Consider the following 16,700-nt stretch of genomic DNA (forward strand, 5'->3'; position numbering starts at 1 on the left):
AACCGAATCGAATTTGAAAATTTTGTGCAGCAAAATTAACGGAAGTCGGGCAAAAACTAAATACCTTGTTTGTGGTATATCTACTGATCTGATTTCAGGTCGTTCAGGATCTGCTGAACGTCGTTTTCAGTAGACGTCAGCTTGTTTTTGCAGATTTGTATCAAAGCGGCAGCACGCTTCACTTTTTCAGACAGCAGGTCTACAGAGATCTCACCGGATTCAATGTCCGAAATGATTTGCTGCAACTCTTCGTAAGCCTTTTCGTATGTCAATCCTTCTTCGTTCACTACACGAATTTACGAAAAATTTAATCACATTGGAGACATTAATTCTTATCGGAAGAAGCGGCTTTCACTTCAGCCGTCAGTGTTTGTGCATCCGTAACAATTTTCAATTCCTCACCCACTTTACTTTTGTTTTTGGCAGAAAGCACGCCCTTTTCGTTGGTCACAATGGCGTAACCGCGTTGCAGAACAGTAATGGGATCAAGCAGTTTTAAGCGAACTTCAGCCTTTTCCAGTTTCAATTCTTCCGATTCGAATGTTCGCGGAAGGGAACGGATCAATTGGTTTTCCTGGTTCAGGACACTTTGACGCCCGGTATTAATGAATGATTTCCCATGAATCTGTAGCAGATCGATGTTATTGTCCAGTTTTCGTTTCTGGGTTTCCAGGCGGTAGGACGAAGAAGAACGTATTTGATTACGAAGTTCTGATAACAGTTGGTTCGAATAAGACATTTTGTGTTTTACACGGAATTCAAAATCCTTCACCGTATTCAAAAAATCATTCTTTTCAAATTGGATAGCTGCCTGTACTTCCTGTTGGAATGCCCGTGCCAGTTGAGCGAATTGGTTCGTTGCTCCCTGCATGAAATGCTGGATTTGCTGGGGAAGTTTCACTAGAATTTCATCCAGTGGTTCATCCAGTTCTTCAAAAATGCGGAGCAGGAAATAAGCCATATCTGAAGGAGTGATTCCATTCCGGAAAGCGATCATTTCACAAACGGTGAGGTTGGTGGAATGCCCGATTCCTGTGAGGACGGGCAAGGGGAAAGTTGCAATGGCTTTGGACAGTTCGTAATTGTTGTAGCAATGCATTCCTATTTCACCGCCACCACCGCGAATAATCACCACGGCATCGAAATGGTGCTTTATTTTTTCGATGCGTTTCAATTGATTCTGAATCGAGGTAATGGCCGCATCTCCCTGCAAAGTTGCTTCGAACAGGAAGGTGCTGAAATGATAGCGTTTCGGATGGCCGTTGAGCAAAGTCACAAAATCCGAATACCCTTTGCTGTCGGCTTGCGAGATGATTGCCAGCCGTTTGGGAACCAAAGCCATTTCGAGATCCTGGTTGGCGTTCAGGATTCCTTCCCTGTTGAGGCGTTCGAGTGTTTCCTGGCGTTCGCGCTGCAGAGCACCCAGAGTATAATTCGGATCGATATCGATAATCTCCAGCCCGATGTTGTAGAGCGGGTGGTAGGTGATTTTCACATGGAACAATAATTCCATGCCGTCGTGCAAAGGTTCTTTAACGATCTCGAAGAATTTTTGCTGAATGCGCTCAAAGTGCTGTTTCCAGATCGTTCCGCGCATTTCTACTACGATCGATTCGTCTTCTTTCTGGACCAGTTCCGGGTAGCAATGGCCTTTCCGGGTCTGGTTCAGTTTGTGCATTTCGGCAGTTACCCAGTAGGTACGCGAATAGCGTTCTGCAATGGTTTTGCGGATCGATTCTGCGACTTGTTTGAGGGTAAAATGCTGCGGACTTTCCATTACCTAAAAGTACGGAAAGCAATTCACTTAGTCAACAAACAGGATGCGGCAGCTGGAAATCATCTCTAGAAGCAGCTAAAAGAAACTCGGGAGAGCTATTGTTATTTATAATCGGAATAGTTTACGATCACCTTCTCAAACAGAGGATTTTCTGCAAGAATCCAGTCGAGCTTCAGGATATCCGGCTGATTGTTTTCACCCAGGAGGAAAAAGAAATCCCAAACGGTATCCCGGGAAAGCAGGATGGTTCCTGCTTCGGAATGAAAGTGAAAAATCCACTCATCATTCTGCCAGATATCCTCCGTTTTTCCTTGTTCGAAACCGTTTTGCAGCAGGATTCGAATGAGATCGATTTCCAGTTGATCTGGTTGATCTTTTCCGTCGAGTTCGATCAACAGTTCTTCCGAACCATAACCCGGGCGGAGCTTGTACGTGTATTTTGCTGTGGTTTTCATTGGATTCTCCACGGTGGATTTAATCTGTTTTCACCTGCAAAGAACAAAATCAACTGGTTCCCGTCGGGATCTTTCAGGTATGCCTCGCGCCAGAGCCAGGATTTATCGTTCGGAAGCTCGTCAAATACAATCCCTTTCTGAACCAGTTCTTCCACCTTTTCATCCAGGCCTTCACATTCAAAATACACGGAAACACCGTGTCCGGTTGGAAGCCGGTCTGTTGCATGTATCGAAAAAGTGGATGTTCCATCCGGGCATTCGAAACGCGCGTAATGCTCCGATTTGACGATCAGTTTCAATCCCAATGCCTGGTAGAAAGCAATCGACTTTGGAATGTCCAATGAAGGAACGGTAATTTGGTTTAAGTTCATTTTCGCTTAAAGATCCATTTCACTTTCGAAGAAACGGTTGGCTCGCTGTCGGTGCAGCCGGCTCCTTCACAAAATCCCAGATTCCAACCGGATGGAAGTGTGACGTAATAACCCCAACCAGGTTCTTTGGATAGCGTTTTCCGCAATTTTCCAGGAATTTCTGCGAAAGTAGTTCCCACATGCAACTTTTCAGGTGTCCGGAACAAGTGGTCGGAGGTGGCTAAATAAGTCGTGTCTTTTCCTTCAACCGCCAGGTCAAATTTGTAGCTGTTAATCCACACTTCCCTGCAGGAACTGAATTGATTTGCTGAGGTTAAAACCTTTTTCAGCATGATTCCGTCGGGTGTTTTGGTAACCTCGTTCTTATTAAAAGTAATTTCATTTGACGGAGTTGGTTTTTCGGAGCTTTCCGAAGAACAGGAGGCCAGGATTGAACAAGCACTAAATAGAGCCAATAGATGTTTCATACCGCGTTTTAAACTATTTCTTTCCCAGATAAATACCAGCGGCCAGTTCTTCTGCTTGCGCTTTGGTAAAGTTTCCGCTGATTTCTGTTTCTCCACCTGTAATTACACTATTCACAACCGGGCAGGAAATCACATGATCATTAACGCTGATGGCAATTGCCCTACCGATATTCCTGCGGGTCATCACTTCCCAGTCATGAGCTCCCTGGTCGTTCATGGTAATCCGGATAACCGGCATTCCATTGTAATCGGCAATAGCCGCTTCAGCATTTTCAATGTGCCTTCCGTCTATGATTGCTTTACCGCTTTCAGGGACTTTAATAGCATACAACGCATACATTTTGTGATAGTTTTGTATGTCTTCTTCTCTGTAAGAAAACATAAACCGCAAGTTTTTGGGGAATTTGGCTTTAACCTCCGGAAGTGCAAGCAAAGTCTCTACCTCCAACAGATCTTCGGCTTTCACGTACCCAATCATAAAATTGGTGTGCGGGCGAACAAGCGCAGTTAAACCCCTTGGATTTTCTGTGAGGGGTATATTTTCATGCATGGCTACTGTATCCTGTTCATGAACCCACTTGCAGGCCGCGTCCCAGGAAGGAGCTATTTCAGAAAAGGTGTAAGTCTCAAAAAATTCCAGTTTACCGGGTTTTGCATTTTTCAGGTTTCGTGGTTTGGATCCGGAGCTACAGGAGAAAATCGCCAGGAGCAGCAGTAAAGGAATACATTTCATAAGGCCGTTATTTCTGCTAAAAGTACAAATGATTTGATTGGAATTCACAGTTGCCGGAACACTATGTAGAATTCCAATCGATTTAAAGAGCAATTGAGCTGTTTCCGAAGGTATTTTATGCCTGTTTACAGTTGTGTGAAGTGAAGTTTGACTTGTACCTCCGGGTGTGAATGGTTTACTTCTGGCTTTTTTGTTTATAGGTTTTCGTCCTGAATTTATTCCGTAATCCTGCTCTCACTAAGTTTACGGGGCTTTTTGAAGATGGGTTGTTAAAAATCAGGGATTTTGTTACAGGAATAACGTTTTGATACTATACCCATACTTGACCTATACATGATCCGTACTTGACCCATACGTGACAATCCTTATGTGTTTTTGAGAAAAATTTACTGAACTTTATTTCTCACCCTTGTGAATTTTGAAGGTGTTTTGCTCTGATTTAGTTGAGTGCAATGGAAGCTATTTCTTCCTTTTAAAATTATTTCTTAGTTGTTTCATACCTTCCGGCATTGATCCGGTCCGAGATTTCCCCAGCCTGTTCCATGGTAAAACTGCTGATATTCATTTGGTATTTAATTGGCTCACGGATAAGCGGACAACTGACCACTTTTCCTTCCAGGATTACTGCAATGGCTTTGTTTTCATTTTTACGTGTAAATTTTTCCAGTTTACGCGCTCCATTTTCGGTCATGGTGATATGCAGATCTACCAGTTGGTTTTGGTCACTATCTGCGGGAATCGATTCCAGGATGTCGTGGGAATCAACGGGTGCTTTTTGGTTTGCCGGTATCCGGACAGCATAAAGGAAACAGCCTTTAAATGGTGTGGCAGGATCTTCCTGTTCGTATTTGGACCACATAAACCTGAGGTCTTTCGGAAAGCGTTTCGCTACTTCGGGAATGGCCAGCATGGAGTCAACTGCCGGAATATCTTCTGTTTTAACCAGTGCGATGGCATGTTCGTATCCGTTGATCACTACGGATCTCAATCCTTTGACAGTGAACTGTTCCGCCCATTCCTTTTCGGAATCCGTTGATTGAGGACTTGTTTCGGCAGTCCATTTAAAAGCATCCAGCCATTCTTCCTTTATATCGTCTATATCGTAAGTCTCGAAGAACTGAACCGTAACGGGATTTTCCTTTTTATTTTCAGGCGCTTCCGGCTCGTTTCCGCAGGAACATATGATCATAAGTAAGAGTAGGGGAAGGTGTTTCATAGCGTTACTAAATGTACACGTGTTCTACGTATTTGTCCAATTCATTCCGGGAAATTCCTTTGTAAAAGGTAATCGCCAGGTATTTTTTACCGGGCATACTTTGCAATGCGGTTGTTTTCAGAACCACGAACAATCCATTGCTTGTCTGAAAATAGGAATAATTTTTCCGGTCAATAAATTTCTTACCATACTTGACTTCCAGAGCCTTTGCTTGATTTTGATAGACTTCTACCGGTTGCATGAACGAAATACCTACAAAATAGTCATCGTAATATTCTTCCTCGGAATCGTTATCACTTCCCATAAACAAAGGATATCCTTCGAGTTGCGCCTTGATAACCGGCGCTTCTTTTGTTGCATGTCCCAAAAAGCCATAATAAGGCATATACATCATGCCAAAAAGCTTCTTTGCTTTTTCTACGCGGATAGGAAGTTCAAATTTTCTGCCGTCAAAAGCAATCTTTGTCGGAGACGGATGGCTGCAGGAGTAAAAAACAGCCAGCAAAATGAGTAAGATGAGGTTGTTTTTCACAGGAGCCGGTTTTAGATAACAAAGAAACTAAATTACACAATTTCCTGTCCGAAAGTCAGCAAATTATGATCCGGATCGAGGATGGAGAATTCGCGTTGTCCCCAGGGTTTGTCGGACAAATGCCCGTTGGGGTGAATAGGGGCGCCGCACTCTGAAAAATGGGTGTAAGCCGCATCGATATCATTAGTTCGAATATATACCTGCCCGTAGTTTTCCTTCGGATCCAGGTCTTTAAACAGGAAAAAGTGGATCTGAATACCTTCTTTTTCGACCATCAGGTAATCCGGAAAATCGCCATTCCCGAAGACATGAAAGCCGAGGCTATTCACGTAGAAATCGCGGGTAATCTGTTTGTCCCGCATGGGAAGTTTGGGATGTATGGATGTGAACATTTTTTATAATTATGAATTATGAATTGCGAATTGCGAATTGCGAATTGCGAATTGCGAATGATTGAAGTTAAAGATAAGGAAATTGAACTGTGGTACTAATCCATTTACCGGTATTCCTTACCATTTCTTCACATTTGAAGGTTTTCACCTGCTAAAATCCGTATGTAAGTCGGTCTTCACATGCAAAAACTTATCTTTGTTGTATGAACAAATCCAAATTTACTGTAACAGCTGCGCTCCCATATGCGAACGGACCCCTTCATTTAGGACACGTTGCCGGTGTTTACCTGCCTGCTGATATTTTTGTGCGTTTCCTGCGCACCAACGGACACGATGTGGCATTTATCTGCGGATCGGATGAGCACGGTGCTGCAATCACTTTGCGTGCCAAGAAGGAAGGAATTACGCCTCGTGAGATCGTAGACAAGTACAACAAAATTATCGGTGATTCATTCAAACAGTTTAATATTTCATTCGATATTTTCCACCGTACTTCCGAGCAGATCCACATCGAAACGGCTCAGGATTTCTTCAAGGTGCTGGAGAAAAACGGGAAATTCATTGAGGAAACAACCGAACAATATTACGACGAAGAATACCAGCAATTTTTAGCTGACAGATACATTACCGGGGAATGTCCGAATTGCGGGAACCCGAATGCTTACGGAGACCAATGTGAGAAATGCGGTTCGGATTTGAGCCCTACGGATTTGAAAAACCCGGTTTCTACCCTGAGCGGGAAATCGCCGGTATTGCGAACAACTTCCCATTGGTTCCTGCCGATGGACCGTCATGAAGAATGGCTGCGTCCGTGGATCAAAGAAGGAATCCTGGATGGTAAGAAACAACACGACCCGAAAACGTGGAGAAACCAGGTAATCGGCCAGTGCATGTCCTGGATCGACGGTGGTTTGCACCCGCGTGCCATGACCCGCGATTTGGATTGGGGAGTTCCTGTTCCGCTTCCGGGTGCCGACGGAAAAGTATTGTATGTGTGGCTGGACGCGCCTATAGGGTATATTTCCGCTACCAAGCAATGGGCTTTGGACAATGGAAAAGACTGGAAAGATTACTGGTGCAACGAAGAGCGCAAACTGGTACATTTCATCGGGAAGGACAACATTGTGTTCCATGCCATCATTTTCCCGATCCTGTTAAAGGATCACGGCGGGTTCATTTTACCGGACAACGTACCGGCTTACGAGTTTCTGAACCTGGAAGGAGATAAATTCTCTACTTCCCGCAACTGGGCTGTTTGGCTGCACGAGTATCTGGAAAGATACCCGGATAAGATCGATGAGTTGAAATATACGCTGACCTGCATTGCCCCGGAAACGAAGGATGCCGAATTTACCTGGAAAGAATACCAGGCACGTGTAAACAATGAATTGGCCGATATTCTCGGGAATTTCATCAATCGCGCATTGGTACTGACGCAAAAATACTACGAAGGAAAAGTTCCTGTGTGCGGTGAACTGACAGCCGAAGACCAGCAGGTTTTGACTGATATGAAAGCAATTCCGCAGCGTATTGCAGACTTGGTTTACCAGTACAAACTGCGTGATGCACAGGCGGAAGCAATGATGCTGGCGCGTATCGGGAATAAGTACCTGGCAGATAACGAACCGTGGAAATTGGTGAAAACCGATCCGAAGCGTGTGGAAACGATTATGAATATTGCTTTGCAGATCACAGCCAACTTAGGCTTGGTGCTGGACCCGTTCTTACCGGAAACAGCTGCAAAGATCCGTGGGTTTGTCGGAACGCAGCCACAATCGTGGGATAAAGCAGGAGAAATTTTATTAAACGCAGGAGATCAGACAAATGCGCCGACTATTTTGTTCCAAAAGATCGACGACGAATTCGTAGCGAAGGAAGTGGAATATTTGCATGCTTCCCAGCCCGCTGCCGCTACAAATTTCCCTCCGCAGAAGGAAGAAACCTCTTTCGATGATTTTACCAAAATGGACATCCGTTTGGGAACGATCACGGAAGCGATCCGTGTTCCGAAGGCAGACAAATTATTGCAGTTGACAGTAAACACGGGAATCGATACACGTACCATTGTATCCGGAATAGCAGAACATTATACGCCGGAAGAAGTAGTAGGTAAAACAGTTGCTGTGCTGATGAACCTGGCACCAAGAAAGATCCGCGGAGTAGAATCGCAGGGAATGATCTTAATGGCAGAAAATGAAGAAGGAAAACTGAGTTTCATGATCCCGGAAAAGGGATTTGAGGCCGGCGGAGAAATCCGTTAAATTCCCGCAGATCACGCTGATTTCGCAGATATTGAAAGGTGAATGAGTTTGTAATTATTCACCTTTCTGATTATATTGCTGTTCAGGTCGTCATACTCTAAATTAGAACGGGAACATTTCCAAAAAAGTAACCAAATGGTTGATAGCGAAAATTTTATCGTGCCGGTTGCTTGCGCTATTTTTAGCGGGAGAAATACGTTTTATGAAGAACTATAAATCACTGCTGTTCACCGGACTCCTTTCATTTTCTATGATTTTCTGTGCTTGTGATCAGTCAACGCAGCATCGGAAACTGATCATCAATAATTCCGACTACGACCTGATTATTATTTCACGGAATACATCAGCAGATATTGTCGGATACGTGTCTGATTCTATTTTCGTGGGAAAGCACAGCCGGACAGCGATTTTCGACATGAGGCAAATAAGCGGGCTAAAAGATTACAAATCGTGCAGCGCCTTCGCGGATACACTCCAGGCTATCGTAGTGGGAAATAACAGCCTGCATCTGACTCTTGATTTGACTGACAGATCCAACTGGAACTATTTTACCAAGAATAAAGAACTTGGAGGCGGAGGTGACTGCGAATGCCAGATTGGAATTACAAATGCAGATATTCAGTAACTTCACTATGTGAATCTTTAGAGGTGTTTGCTCGTGTTTTTTTTGAAGAATTTTTGGAACCACACGATTTATCTCTAGTTACATTTAATTATTTTTCGGCCTTTTTGAAAAGAATTTCCCGATTAAGTTTGATCTGTCAGATTTTTTTTACCAATATTTACCTGACATATCAATCAAATTTGATCGCCGATGAAACATTTAATCACTATTTTTTTTGCCTTGGCTTCCTTTGCCATACAGGCGCAGGTTGAACCGGGTAATATTTCTCCCGGAGGTAATTTCGACCGGGTATTTGACCAAAACGGGAATAAATATTCCCTGGATGAAATAAAAATTATCCGGAATGGAGATCCGGGCGGGCCGCCAAAAGCCTTAATGCTTTGTTCCAGCGGTTATTTCGATTTGTATTTCGAAACCGGAAGCGGGATGGAAGGGAATTCCACTACGGAGATGGCACGAAGAAATCTCATTTGCCAGGTTTTCTCGGATATTTCCAACTTTATTCAAACTCCAAACCCCTCGGTTAAGGTAAATATCCTGATTAAAAACATTAATACACTTTTACCTAATTATAATCCCAACACCAACCCGAATCCAGCGGCTACAAGTGGTGTTTTGGGATTAGCATCCGGTTTTTATGTGCTTCCTTCCAATGCTCCTTCAGCTTCCGGAATTGCGGATAATGAAATTTGGAAAACGATTAATTCCGGGACGGATTCTTATACCAATGTGGTATCTCCCTTGATTGCAAGTAATGGAGCAGGATCAAGTTCAGCTGCCTATTTTTATCATGGGATGGCGGCGTTTAACTTCAACAATCCGGCCATAAACTGGCATCTTGACCTGTCAAATCCGACTGCCACCGGTTTGTATGACCTGTATACGGTGGCTTTGCACGAAATTACACATGCACTCGGTTTTGCTTCACTGATTTCCGCCAACGGAACATCCAAGTTCGGAACGGGGTTCAATTATTATTCCCGCTACGATCAATACCTGAAAACCGCCGGAAATGTTCCTTTGATTACCAATTCAGGCGGATGTTCCATGTACAATTACGGGTTTAATCCTTCGCTGAATACCAATGTAATGGCACCATCTACGTTCAGCTGTTCTACGCAGATCAAGTTTGCGGGATCCGTAAACCAGTCTGCATACACACCTGCTACATTTACCAATGAGAGCAGTTTGAGCCACTTGGAAGATTTATGCCACCTTCCAGCTGTTCCAAGTTATCCGGACGATCAATATTACGTGATGTCAAATGCAAACGGGCAGGGTTCGGCTTACATGAAAAGGTACCTGAAACCCGAAGAACGAAGTGTATTATGTGACATCGGTTATAAAGTAAATACGACCTATGGCTCCAGTGGAAACCTGACTAATTACAATTACGGAGGATCTGTGTGTCCCGGGCTTCAAGTGGTTGGAATTAATGACGGAATTGATCCGAACGGGGTCTTTCAACATGTTGTTTCGGTGGGTTCCAGCCTTCCCATTTCCGGTTTTCTTAGCAATGACTTGGGCGGAAATTCTTATGATTGCTTGCAGGATCTTTACGGAAACGGAACGCCCAGTCCTGCATCTGCGACAAGTTTCAGCTATTTAGCAACCACACCCGGGATTGCTATTGTAAGGTATGTTCCTGTTTCAGCTTCAGGAGTTCGCGGAAACATTACCTATATCTACATTTATGTGAAATCCGGAAATTGTACTCCATCGAGTTGCAGCTTCCTGAATAATTCAACTTTTGAGAACTCCACTACCTGTGGACAGATGGATAATATGTCACCGGTTGCTGTTACCAGCAATTGCTGGACGGGTGCGACCAATACGCCGGATATTTTCCAACGGAATTGTTTGAATCCGTCTAACGGGTTACCTTCCCAGCATACTATTCCAACCGGTAACACTTACACCACTTCCCCCTCGGATACCTGGAGCGGAACACCGAATAATACTTTTATCGGGATCGGTAGTTCCGGGGGCTCGGGGACTCCTCACTGGAATGAAGGTACCCAGAGTATGTTGAATTCTCCGTTGATTGCGGGTCATACCTATGTACTTAGTCTTCGTGCGAAAGTAGCTAATAACCAAGGAACCAGTTTTGGTCCGGTTTTCCCAGCGGGTGCAAGCGGGCAATTGAGATTCGGAGGAACAGCGTCTGTTCTGGCCCCGATTTCGGGTCCGTTTACGGTTTGGCCAAGCTCAATAACTTCTTTGGGAACGCCTATTTCTATTGTGAATGACAACGCGTGGCATTTGTTTACACAAACATTTACCTACAACAGCGGTTCAAATTTGAATAATTTCATTTTGATCAACACTTCCAATATGAATACGCTAACAGGTCAGCCATATGTTTATTTCTTCATAGATGATGTGAATATCACGGAGGTATTACCAACAACATCTCTCACTTTACCGAATGTGATGTGTATCAATCAAACGATTTCAGACATGATGCTTTATGCGCCGGTACCGGGTGGTGTTTTTGCCGGAAACGGAGTTTCAGCCAGTGGAAGTACTTATAGCTTCAGTGCATCTGCTGCCGGAGTTGGAACCCATACGATCAGTTATACTTATACCAATAACAACGGATGCGTGTTAACCATTTACGATGATATTCAAGTTGTAAATTCAACGTTAACAGCCAGCGCCAGTGCGGCCTCTACCAATGTTTGTACAGGTTCGTCGACTACGCTGACTGCCAATAGTCCCGGAGCGGTTTCCTATAACTGGAATCCGGGTAATTTGAGCGGAAATCCTGTAACGGGTCCGGTCAATGCGACGACCACTTATAACCTTACTACCACCAACGCTCAGGGATGTATTGCAACAGCTTCAGTGAATGTTACAGCTATTCCCCTTCCGGTCATTTCAGTAAATCCCGCCAGCAGTTCTATTTGTTCCGGACAACAGGTTTTACTTACCGCGAGCGGAGCCAATAATTATACGTGGTCACCGTCAACGGGATTATCAGCTACCACGGGAGCTTCAGTAACGGCTTCACCGACATCTACTATTACCTATACGGTTAACGGAACATCGACCACTACCGGATGTACCGGCAGTGCTACGAATACCATTACGGTTAATGCCTGCACGGATTGTACCGGGGGAACATTGTTATCTGGTAACATCAGTACATCACCGACTGCCGGAACAACTTTAAGAGTTGCCAATAACATTACCATTTCGGCAAACGTTACTTTTACCAATAATGCGGTGAAGATTATGCCGGGCGTTACTATTACTGTTGCTTCGAATGCGACGTTGAATATTACCGGATCTCATTTTTATGGTTGTCAGGATATGTGGAACGGAATTGTTGTTCAGCCGGGCGGAAGAGTGAATATGCAGCCTTATATTGTTTCCTCAACAGTCACAAAAACGCCATTTATCGAAGATGCGGCGGTTGCGGTAGATTTTCTTCCTGTGACGACTCAGCAAAGTGTTGTGATGCTTCAGGTAAATAATTCGACCTTTAACAGGAATGGGATCGGTATACGGGTGCAGGGTTATGCTTTTGCCAATGCTGGAACGATGTTTACAGTAAAGAATAGTTTGTTTACCTGCAGAGATATCGCGTCAACCACTACAAGCTGGCCTTTGACTACTAATTTAAAAGCAGCAAGCGGAAACAGCAGTGCATTCCTGAACCCTTATATTCCATCCGGATATCCTGTGACAACGTTGAAAGCACCACAAAGCACGACGTTTTCCAACAAGGGAATCCAATTAATCAATGTAGGTACTACTACCGGGACTTCTCCGATTACTTACAATTCGGTGACAATCGGATCCTCTGTATTGGCTGAATACAATGTCTTTGACTATTTGAAAACGGGTATTCATGCCAATAACTCGAATGTCAAGGTAATCAATACCACGATGCAGTTTACAGCAGCAATTACCAATTCGATGGTTAATGCCGGAAGTTCTCCGAGTATCGGAACCGGAGTATTTGCTGAAAACACCAGTGGTGGCAGGTTCAAAATGGATATTGCCGGTACGTCCGCTCAACCTAACGGATTTTATGGATTATACTATGGCCTGGACGTTAAGAAGTATAACGACCTGCAGGTTGTTTATACTACAATCAGAAGTTACAGACCGCCGCATCCACCGGCATCCGGTCAGAATAACGGTAAATACGGTATTTATGCAGACCATGCCAAGTTTGATAATTTCGGAATTGCGAACAATACGATCTATAACATTGAGAAGGGAGTTTCCATCGTTCCGTCTTCGGTTCCGGTTGGCGGGCAAGTAGCAACTATTAAGGTTACGAACAACACTTTTGATAAGGATTTGGGTTCAACGGTTGGTATTAATACCCAGGATGCAATCATTATCCAGGAATCGGTTGGAATTATGAACAGCGGAGGATTGATCTGGGTGAACAATAACAGTATTAAGGCTACCAGAAGAGCGATTACCCTGGACAACTGGAAGCGTTTGAATATACAGGTCAATGCCAATTTGATCATGCTTGGCGGAGATGGTACGTTTTTGCTGACCCCGAGTTACGGTATCAAATTAAACCAGTGTACTCAGGGTAGTTCGGCAAGTCAGATTTATGACAATACGATCAACGGTTTTGTAGGATCAAGCACTAATTTTTATGGGATTGCCCTGGATCTTTCCATTGGAAACGATATCCGATGCAACAGCGTCAACACAGGTTATCATGGATTATATTTCAGTGGAAACTGTAGCCCGACCAAGACTTTCAATAACAGTATGGAAAACCTGAAATACGGATTTGTACTGGATAATAACGGAATTATCGGTCAGCAGGGATCCAATACAGTGCCGGCAGATAACCGTTGGTTGGGAACTAACTGGAGCACTACCGGAACTGCTAACGGCAGCTTTAAGAATGCTTCTCTGAATACAAGTAGCACCCTGAACTCAAAAATGTACGTTAGAACCCTCACAGGAGCTTATTCTCCGTTAAATTCAACCACTAATTTTGCCGGAACAATCTGGTATTCAACAACGACACCTGCGAGTCTTTTTGCGGTAACAAGTCCGCCGAACTATACTGCCTGTACCGTAGGCTCCACACCTAGCGGAAGCAGTTTTTTCCCGCAGGTGGATATCGTTGCAGGAATGGAAACAGCTGTAGATTTGGCAAACATTCTCGACGGAACTGACCCGGGAGCAGTAGTGAAGAACCAAAGTTACCGTTACCTGTACGAAGATCCTTCATTGATTTCTGCTTCCGGTAAACTAAATACTTTTTATTCCGATCTTAATCCGACGAATACAGGTGCTTTCCAGGCGGTAGAGAAAATGGTTAATCTGGGTGATTATGTAACTTCCACCCAGGTCATTTCGGCTGTTATTCCTGAAAATCTCCTGGAAGAAAGCTTCAAACGGTATTACGAGGCATTGCTAAATTATGAAAACGGGGTGTTTACAGAGGATGACAAGCGTGCTATTGTTGATATAGCGCAAGGATGTCCTGCTTTGCAGGGAGGTGTCGTATACCTGGCTGGTGCATTGTACAATGAAGTTTTCAGAGAAGCGGAAGTCTTTACACAGGTTTGCCCGTCTTATTTTGATAAGAGCGCACCTTCTTCCGGATTGGAACTGTCTGATACTCCGAACTATGGGTTATACCCTGTTCCGAATGGGGGAACTTTCTATCTGACAGGGAAGGTTTCAAACGGCGACAGAATGCGTATTCTTTCCATGGACGGGAAAATTGTTTGCGAGCAGGAATTAGCTGAAACAGAAGCAGAGACGGAAATCCATACAAAACTAAGTACCGGAACGTATTTGGTGGTACTTCAGAACAAATCCGGAATGGAACTTTATCGAAACAGAATCGTTATCTTGCAGAAATGATAAGAAACGGATGGATATTGTTGTTATTGCTGCCCCAGTTTTTACTGGGGCAGAGTAACCTCGTCCCGAATCCAAGTTTTGAGAATTGCCTGATCAATCCGGGAGGTGGCGGATCTTTTTATGATTTTGATCTGTATGATTGGTTTAATCCTAACACCGCTACACCTGATTATTACAGCATTTCTGTTTATCCTGAGTTTATAGACCAGAATATCCCGGACGGACAAGCATGCATAGGGATATCTGCTTATGATCCTGCACTTTCCAACTTGAGGGAGTACGTTTCATGTGAACTACTGGACACATTGATTGCGAACAAGTTGTATTACGTTTCATTCTATGCGAGTCTCTCGGAAGGGTTGTCTCATTCTACAGCTGATAACCTGGGAGTAAATTTCAGTGACACTGCATTGCATGCTGCTAACACCCTTTATTTCAATGTGGAAACCCATGTTTTGAATTTCAATAACGAAATCATCGAAGATACGGTTAACTGGGTAAGAATAAGTGGTTTGTATGAGGCAACGGGGAGTGAACTGTTCTTAACAATCGGAAATTTTCATTCGGATACAGCAACAACGCCAGGCCATTTGTTTCCGGGAAATCCAGCCTGGCAGGCCTATTATTTTATTGATAATGTTTCCGTAATTCCGCTTGACAGCCTAACCGGAGGGATTCCTGCTTATGCAGGACCGGACCAAACGATCTATATTGAGGACTCGGTATTTATAGGTCAGAAAATCAGTAATTTGCCGGGATTTTGGTCGAAACTTGATGGAACTCCTATAGCTTCTAACACCGGAGGATTGTACGTTTCGCCACAGGTGACAACTACTTATGTGGTTGAGCAAACACTGAATGGAATTTATTCCACGGACACCGTAACCGTTTTCGTAATCGGTTTGGGTCTGGAGGAGTTAGCACTTTCGAACTTTAAAATAGCACCAAATCCGAATAAAGGAGCTTTCACGCTTGATATGGATCAACCTTTACAAGAGAAGGCCCAATTGATTTTATCCGATAATACTGGCCGTGAAGTGTACGTACAGGAACTGTCTGCACAAAGCAGCCAGATTCGCGTCGCGGTTTCGCCTGGGACCTATTTTGCTGAGCTTTGCAGTGGGCAAAAGAAAAGCGCTATTCAACGGATTATCGTTGAGTAATCGATTCTACAGGTTTTAAGATAATTGGACATCCGAACGGTTATGTATTATTCCTTCCGGTTTTGATAAGCAGTTTCCTCGCTCAGCGCATTGCAAAATCCATTTTGCCGTATAATATTTACACGTATGAAGGAATGGAGAATCCGTCAGCGAAAGAAGGATAAATACCCCGGATAAGTTCTTATTTGCCGAATACCGGGCTACAGGTACGTTCCGGGTTTGAAAATGCGGCACAGGTTTCTTCTGCTTTTTCTTTTTTGGCCTTCGGATAAGATTCTCCGACCGGTTCTCCAAAACCGCTGCTTCCGGGTGTTTTGCAATTGCAGGTATAGGAATATTTTTTGGTGCAGGAAGTTGAAACGATTAGAAGAATGGCAGTTGAAACAAGGATTACTTTTTTCATAGTGTGTTTTTTAGGAAGCTGAAAGTTATTAATTTCATTCCAATGAAATACAGACTCCTCCTTAGTTATTTGCTGGCTTCTTTTCTGCCGCCAATAGCACTCATTATCAGCGGACTAATTACTCAGGAAGAAGACTGTAGTCAATGTAACGTGTTGATTTTCGTAGCGGCTCTTTTGGTTTTAGGCAGGTTGCTGCTGATTCATGCCGTTCAGTTTTTGGGATTAATCCGTTTGAAGAACCGCCTGTTGGATTTGATCCTGCTGATTGGCTGTTCTTTTAGTTCATCCCTGGTACTGGTGTTTTTCCTGTTGAATGATTTGATCGAAGGACATGAAATAGGTTCTGACGGGCGAATTTTGCTTGTTCCGGCACTTGTAAATTTCTTGTTGGGATTTTTTACCCTTTGGGTTTTATCGAGTGTAAGAAGACTGAAAAGCTGATTCCT

The 16,700-nt window shown here is 43.8% G+C and carries 15 protein-coding genes; 5 read left to right on the forward strand and 10 right to left on the reverse strand.

Going from position 1 to position 16,700, the window contains the following annotated elements:
- Positions 1-80: 80 nt before the first annotated feature.
- The 9 genes from xseB to ABDW02_RS13050 all read right to left on the reverse strand — a co-directional run bounded on the left by xseB (position 81) and on the right by ABDW02_RS13050 (position 5,943).
- Positions 81-287 carry an exodeoxyribonuclease VII small subunit gene (xseB, locus tag ABDW02_RS13010; protein WP_343635069.1) on the reverse strand — a complete coding sequence of 69 codons (207 nt, stop codon included), beginning with the start codon at positions 285-287 and terminating at the stop codon, positions 81-83.
- 38 nt (positions 288-325) lie between these two features.
- Entirely contained in the window at positions 326-1,777 is a 1,452-nt protein-coding gene (xseA, locus tag ABDW02_RS13015) for an exodeoxyribonuclease VII large subunit (protein ID WP_343635070.1), read from the reverse strand.
- A gap of 101 nt (positions 1,778-1,878) precedes the next feature.
- The gene (locus tag ABDW02_RS13020) at positions 1,879-2,232 is read right to left on the reverse strand and encodes a hypothetical protein (protein ID WP_343635072.1); all 354 of its coding nucleotides are present in this window, start codon (positions 2,230-2,232) and stop codon (positions 1,879-1,881) included.
- Positions 2,229-2,603: a VOC family protein gene (locus ABDW02_RS13025; RefSeq protein WP_343635074.1), complete on the reverse strand. Its 375-nt coding sequence runs from the start codon at positions 2,601-2,603 to the stop codon at positions 2,229-2,231. Before ABDW02_RS13025 ends, ABDW02_RS13020 begins: the two co-directional genes overlap by 4 nt.
- Positions 2,600-3,070, reverse strand: coding sequence for a hypothetical protein (locus ABDW02_RS13030; RefSeq protein WP_343635076.1), 471 nt, complete (start codon positions 3,068-3,070; stop codon positions 2,600-2,602). The genes ABDW02_RS13025 and ABDW02_RS13030 overlap by 4 nt, the downstream gene beginning before the upstream one ends.
- A 13-nt stretch (positions 3,071-3,083) precedes the next feature.
- On the reverse strand, positions 3,084-3,803 hold the full coding sequence (locus tag ABDW02_RS13035; protein ID WP_343635078.1) for a hypothetical protein: 720 nt from the start codon (positions 3,801-3,803) through the stop codon (positions 3,084-3,086).
- A 478-nt stretch (positions 3,804-4,281) separates the two neighbouring features.
- Positions 4,282-4,992 carry a hypothetical protein gene (locus ABDW02_RS13040; RefSeq protein ID WP_343635080.1) on the reverse strand — a complete coding sequence of 237 codons (711 nt, stop codon included), beginning with the start codon at positions 4,990-4,992 and terminating at the stop codon, positions 4,282-4,284.
- Between the two features lie 34 nt (positions 4,993-5,026).
- Complete coding sequence (locus ABDW02_RS13045) at positions 5,027-5,551, reverse strand: hypothetical protein (RefSeq protein ID WP_343635082.1); 525 nt, start codon at positions 5,549-5,551, stop codon at positions 5,027-5,029.
- A gap of 32 nt (positions 5,552-5,583) precedes the next feature.
- On the reverse strand, positions 5,584-5,943 hold the full coding sequence (locus tag ABDW02_RS13050) for a VOC family protein (protein ID WP_343635084.1): 360 nt from the start codon (positions 5,941-5,943) through the stop codon (positions 5,584-5,586).
- Positions 5,944-6,146: 203 nt separating this feature from the next.
- Between ABDW02_RS13050 and metG the strand changes: the two genes are divergently transcribed.
- From metG to ABDW02_RS13070, 4 genes are all read left to right on the forward strand, one after another.
- Positions 6,147-8,204, forward strand: coding sequence for a methionine--tRNA ligase (gene metG, locus ABDW02_RS13055; protein ID WP_343635086.1), 2,058 nt, complete (start codon positions 6,147-6,149; stop codon positions 8,202-8,204).
- 202 nt (positions 8,205-8,406) lie between these two features.
- Positions 8,407-8,829 (forward strand): hypothetical protein, encoded by a 423-nt coding sequence (locus tag ABDW02_RS13060; RefSeq protein ID WP_343635088.1) that lies wholly within the window; start codon positions 8,407-8,409, stop codon positions 8,827-8,829.
- A 189-nt stretch (positions 8,830-9,018) separates the two neighbouring features.
- Positions 9,019-14,688 carry a hypothetical protein gene (locus tag ABDW02_RS13065; RefSeq protein ID WP_343635090.1) on the forward strand — a complete coding sequence of 1,890 codons (5,670 nt, stop codon included), beginning with the start codon at positions 9,019-9,021 and terminating at the stop codon, positions 14,686-14,688.
- Positions 14,685-15,851, forward strand: coding sequence for a T9SS type A sorting domain-containing protein (locus ABDW02_RS13070; protein ID WP_343635092.1), 1,167 nt, complete (start codon positions 14,685-14,687; stop codon positions 15,849-15,851). The genes ABDW02_RS13065 and ABDW02_RS13070 overlap by 4 nt, the downstream gene beginning before the upstream one ends.
- A 181-nt stretch (positions 15,852-16,032) precedes the next feature.
- On the opposite strand, the gene ABDW02_RS13075 is transcribed toward ABDW02_RS13070, so the two are convergent.
- On the reverse strand, positions 16,033-16,254 hold the full coding sequence (locus tag ABDW02_RS13075; protein ID WP_343635094.1) for a hypothetical protein: 222 nt from the start codon (positions 16,252-16,254) through the stop codon (positions 16,033-16,035).
- 42 nt (positions 16,255-16,296) lie between these two features.
- Between ABDW02_RS13075 and ABDW02_RS13080 the strand changes: the two genes are divergently transcribed.
- Positions 16,297-16,695 (forward strand): hypothetical protein, encoded by a 399-nt coding sequence (locus ABDW02_RS13080; protein WP_343635096.1) that lies wholly within the window; start codon positions 16,297-16,299, stop codon positions 16,693-16,695.
- Positions 16,696-16,700: the final 5 nt, after the last annotated feature.

The organism is Fluviicola sp. (assembly GCF_039596395.1).
GTDB lineage: Bacteria > Bacteroidota > Bacteroidia > Flavobacteriales_D > Crocinitomicaceae > Fluviicola.

Coding starts and splice junctions, on each gene's coding strand:
- xseA (WP_343635070.1), bottom strand. CDS start 1,777: ATGGAAAGTCCGCAGCATTTTACCCTCAAACAAGTCGCAGAATCGATC.
- ABDW02_RS13020 (WP_343635072.1), bottom strand. CDS start 2,232: ATGAAAACCACAGCAAAATACACGTACAAGCTCCGCCCGGGTTATGGT.
- ABDW02_RS13025 (WP_343635074.1), bottom strand. CDS start 2,603: ATGAACTTAAACCAAATTACCGTTCCTTCATTGGACATTCCAAAGTCG.
- ABDW02_RS13030 (WP_343635076.1), bottom strand. CDS start 3,070: ATGAAACATCTATTGGCTCTATTTAGTGCTTGTTCAATCCTGGCCTCC.
- ABDW02_RS13035 (WP_343635078.1), bottom strand. CDS start 3,803: ATGAAATGTATTCCTTTACTGCTGCTCCTGGCGATTTTCTCCTGTAGC.
- ABDW02_RS13040 (WP_343635080.1), bottom strand. CDS start 4,992: ATGATCATATGTTCCTGCGGAAACGAGCCGGAAGCGCCTGAAAATAAA.
- ABDW02_RS13050 (WP_343635084.1), bottom strand. CDS start 5,943: ATGTTCACATCCATACATCCCAAACTTCCCATGCGGGACAAACAGATT.
- metG (WP_343635086.1), top strand. CDS start 6,147: ATGAACAAATCCAAATTTACTGTAACAGCTGCGCTCCCATATGCGAAC.
- ABDW02_RS13060 (WP_343635088.1), top strand. CDS start 8,407: ATGAAGAACTATAAATCACTGCTGTTCACCGGACTCCTTTCATTTTCT.
- ABDW02_RS13065 (WP_343635090.1), top strand. CDS start 9,019: ATGAAACATTTAATCACTATTTTTTTTGCCTTGGCTTCCTTTGCCATA.
- ABDW02_RS13070 (WP_343635092.1), top strand. CDS start 14,685: ATGATAAGAAACGGATGGATATTGTTGTTATTGCTGCCCCAGTTTTTA.
- ABDW02_RS13075 (WP_343635094.1), bottom strand. CDS start 16,254: ATGAAAAAAGTAATCCTTGTTTCAACTGCCATTCTTCTAATCGTTTCA.
- ABDW02_RS13080 (WP_343635096.1), top strand. CDS start 16,297: ATGAAATACAGACTCCTCCTTAGTTATTTGCTGGCTTCTTTTCTGCCG.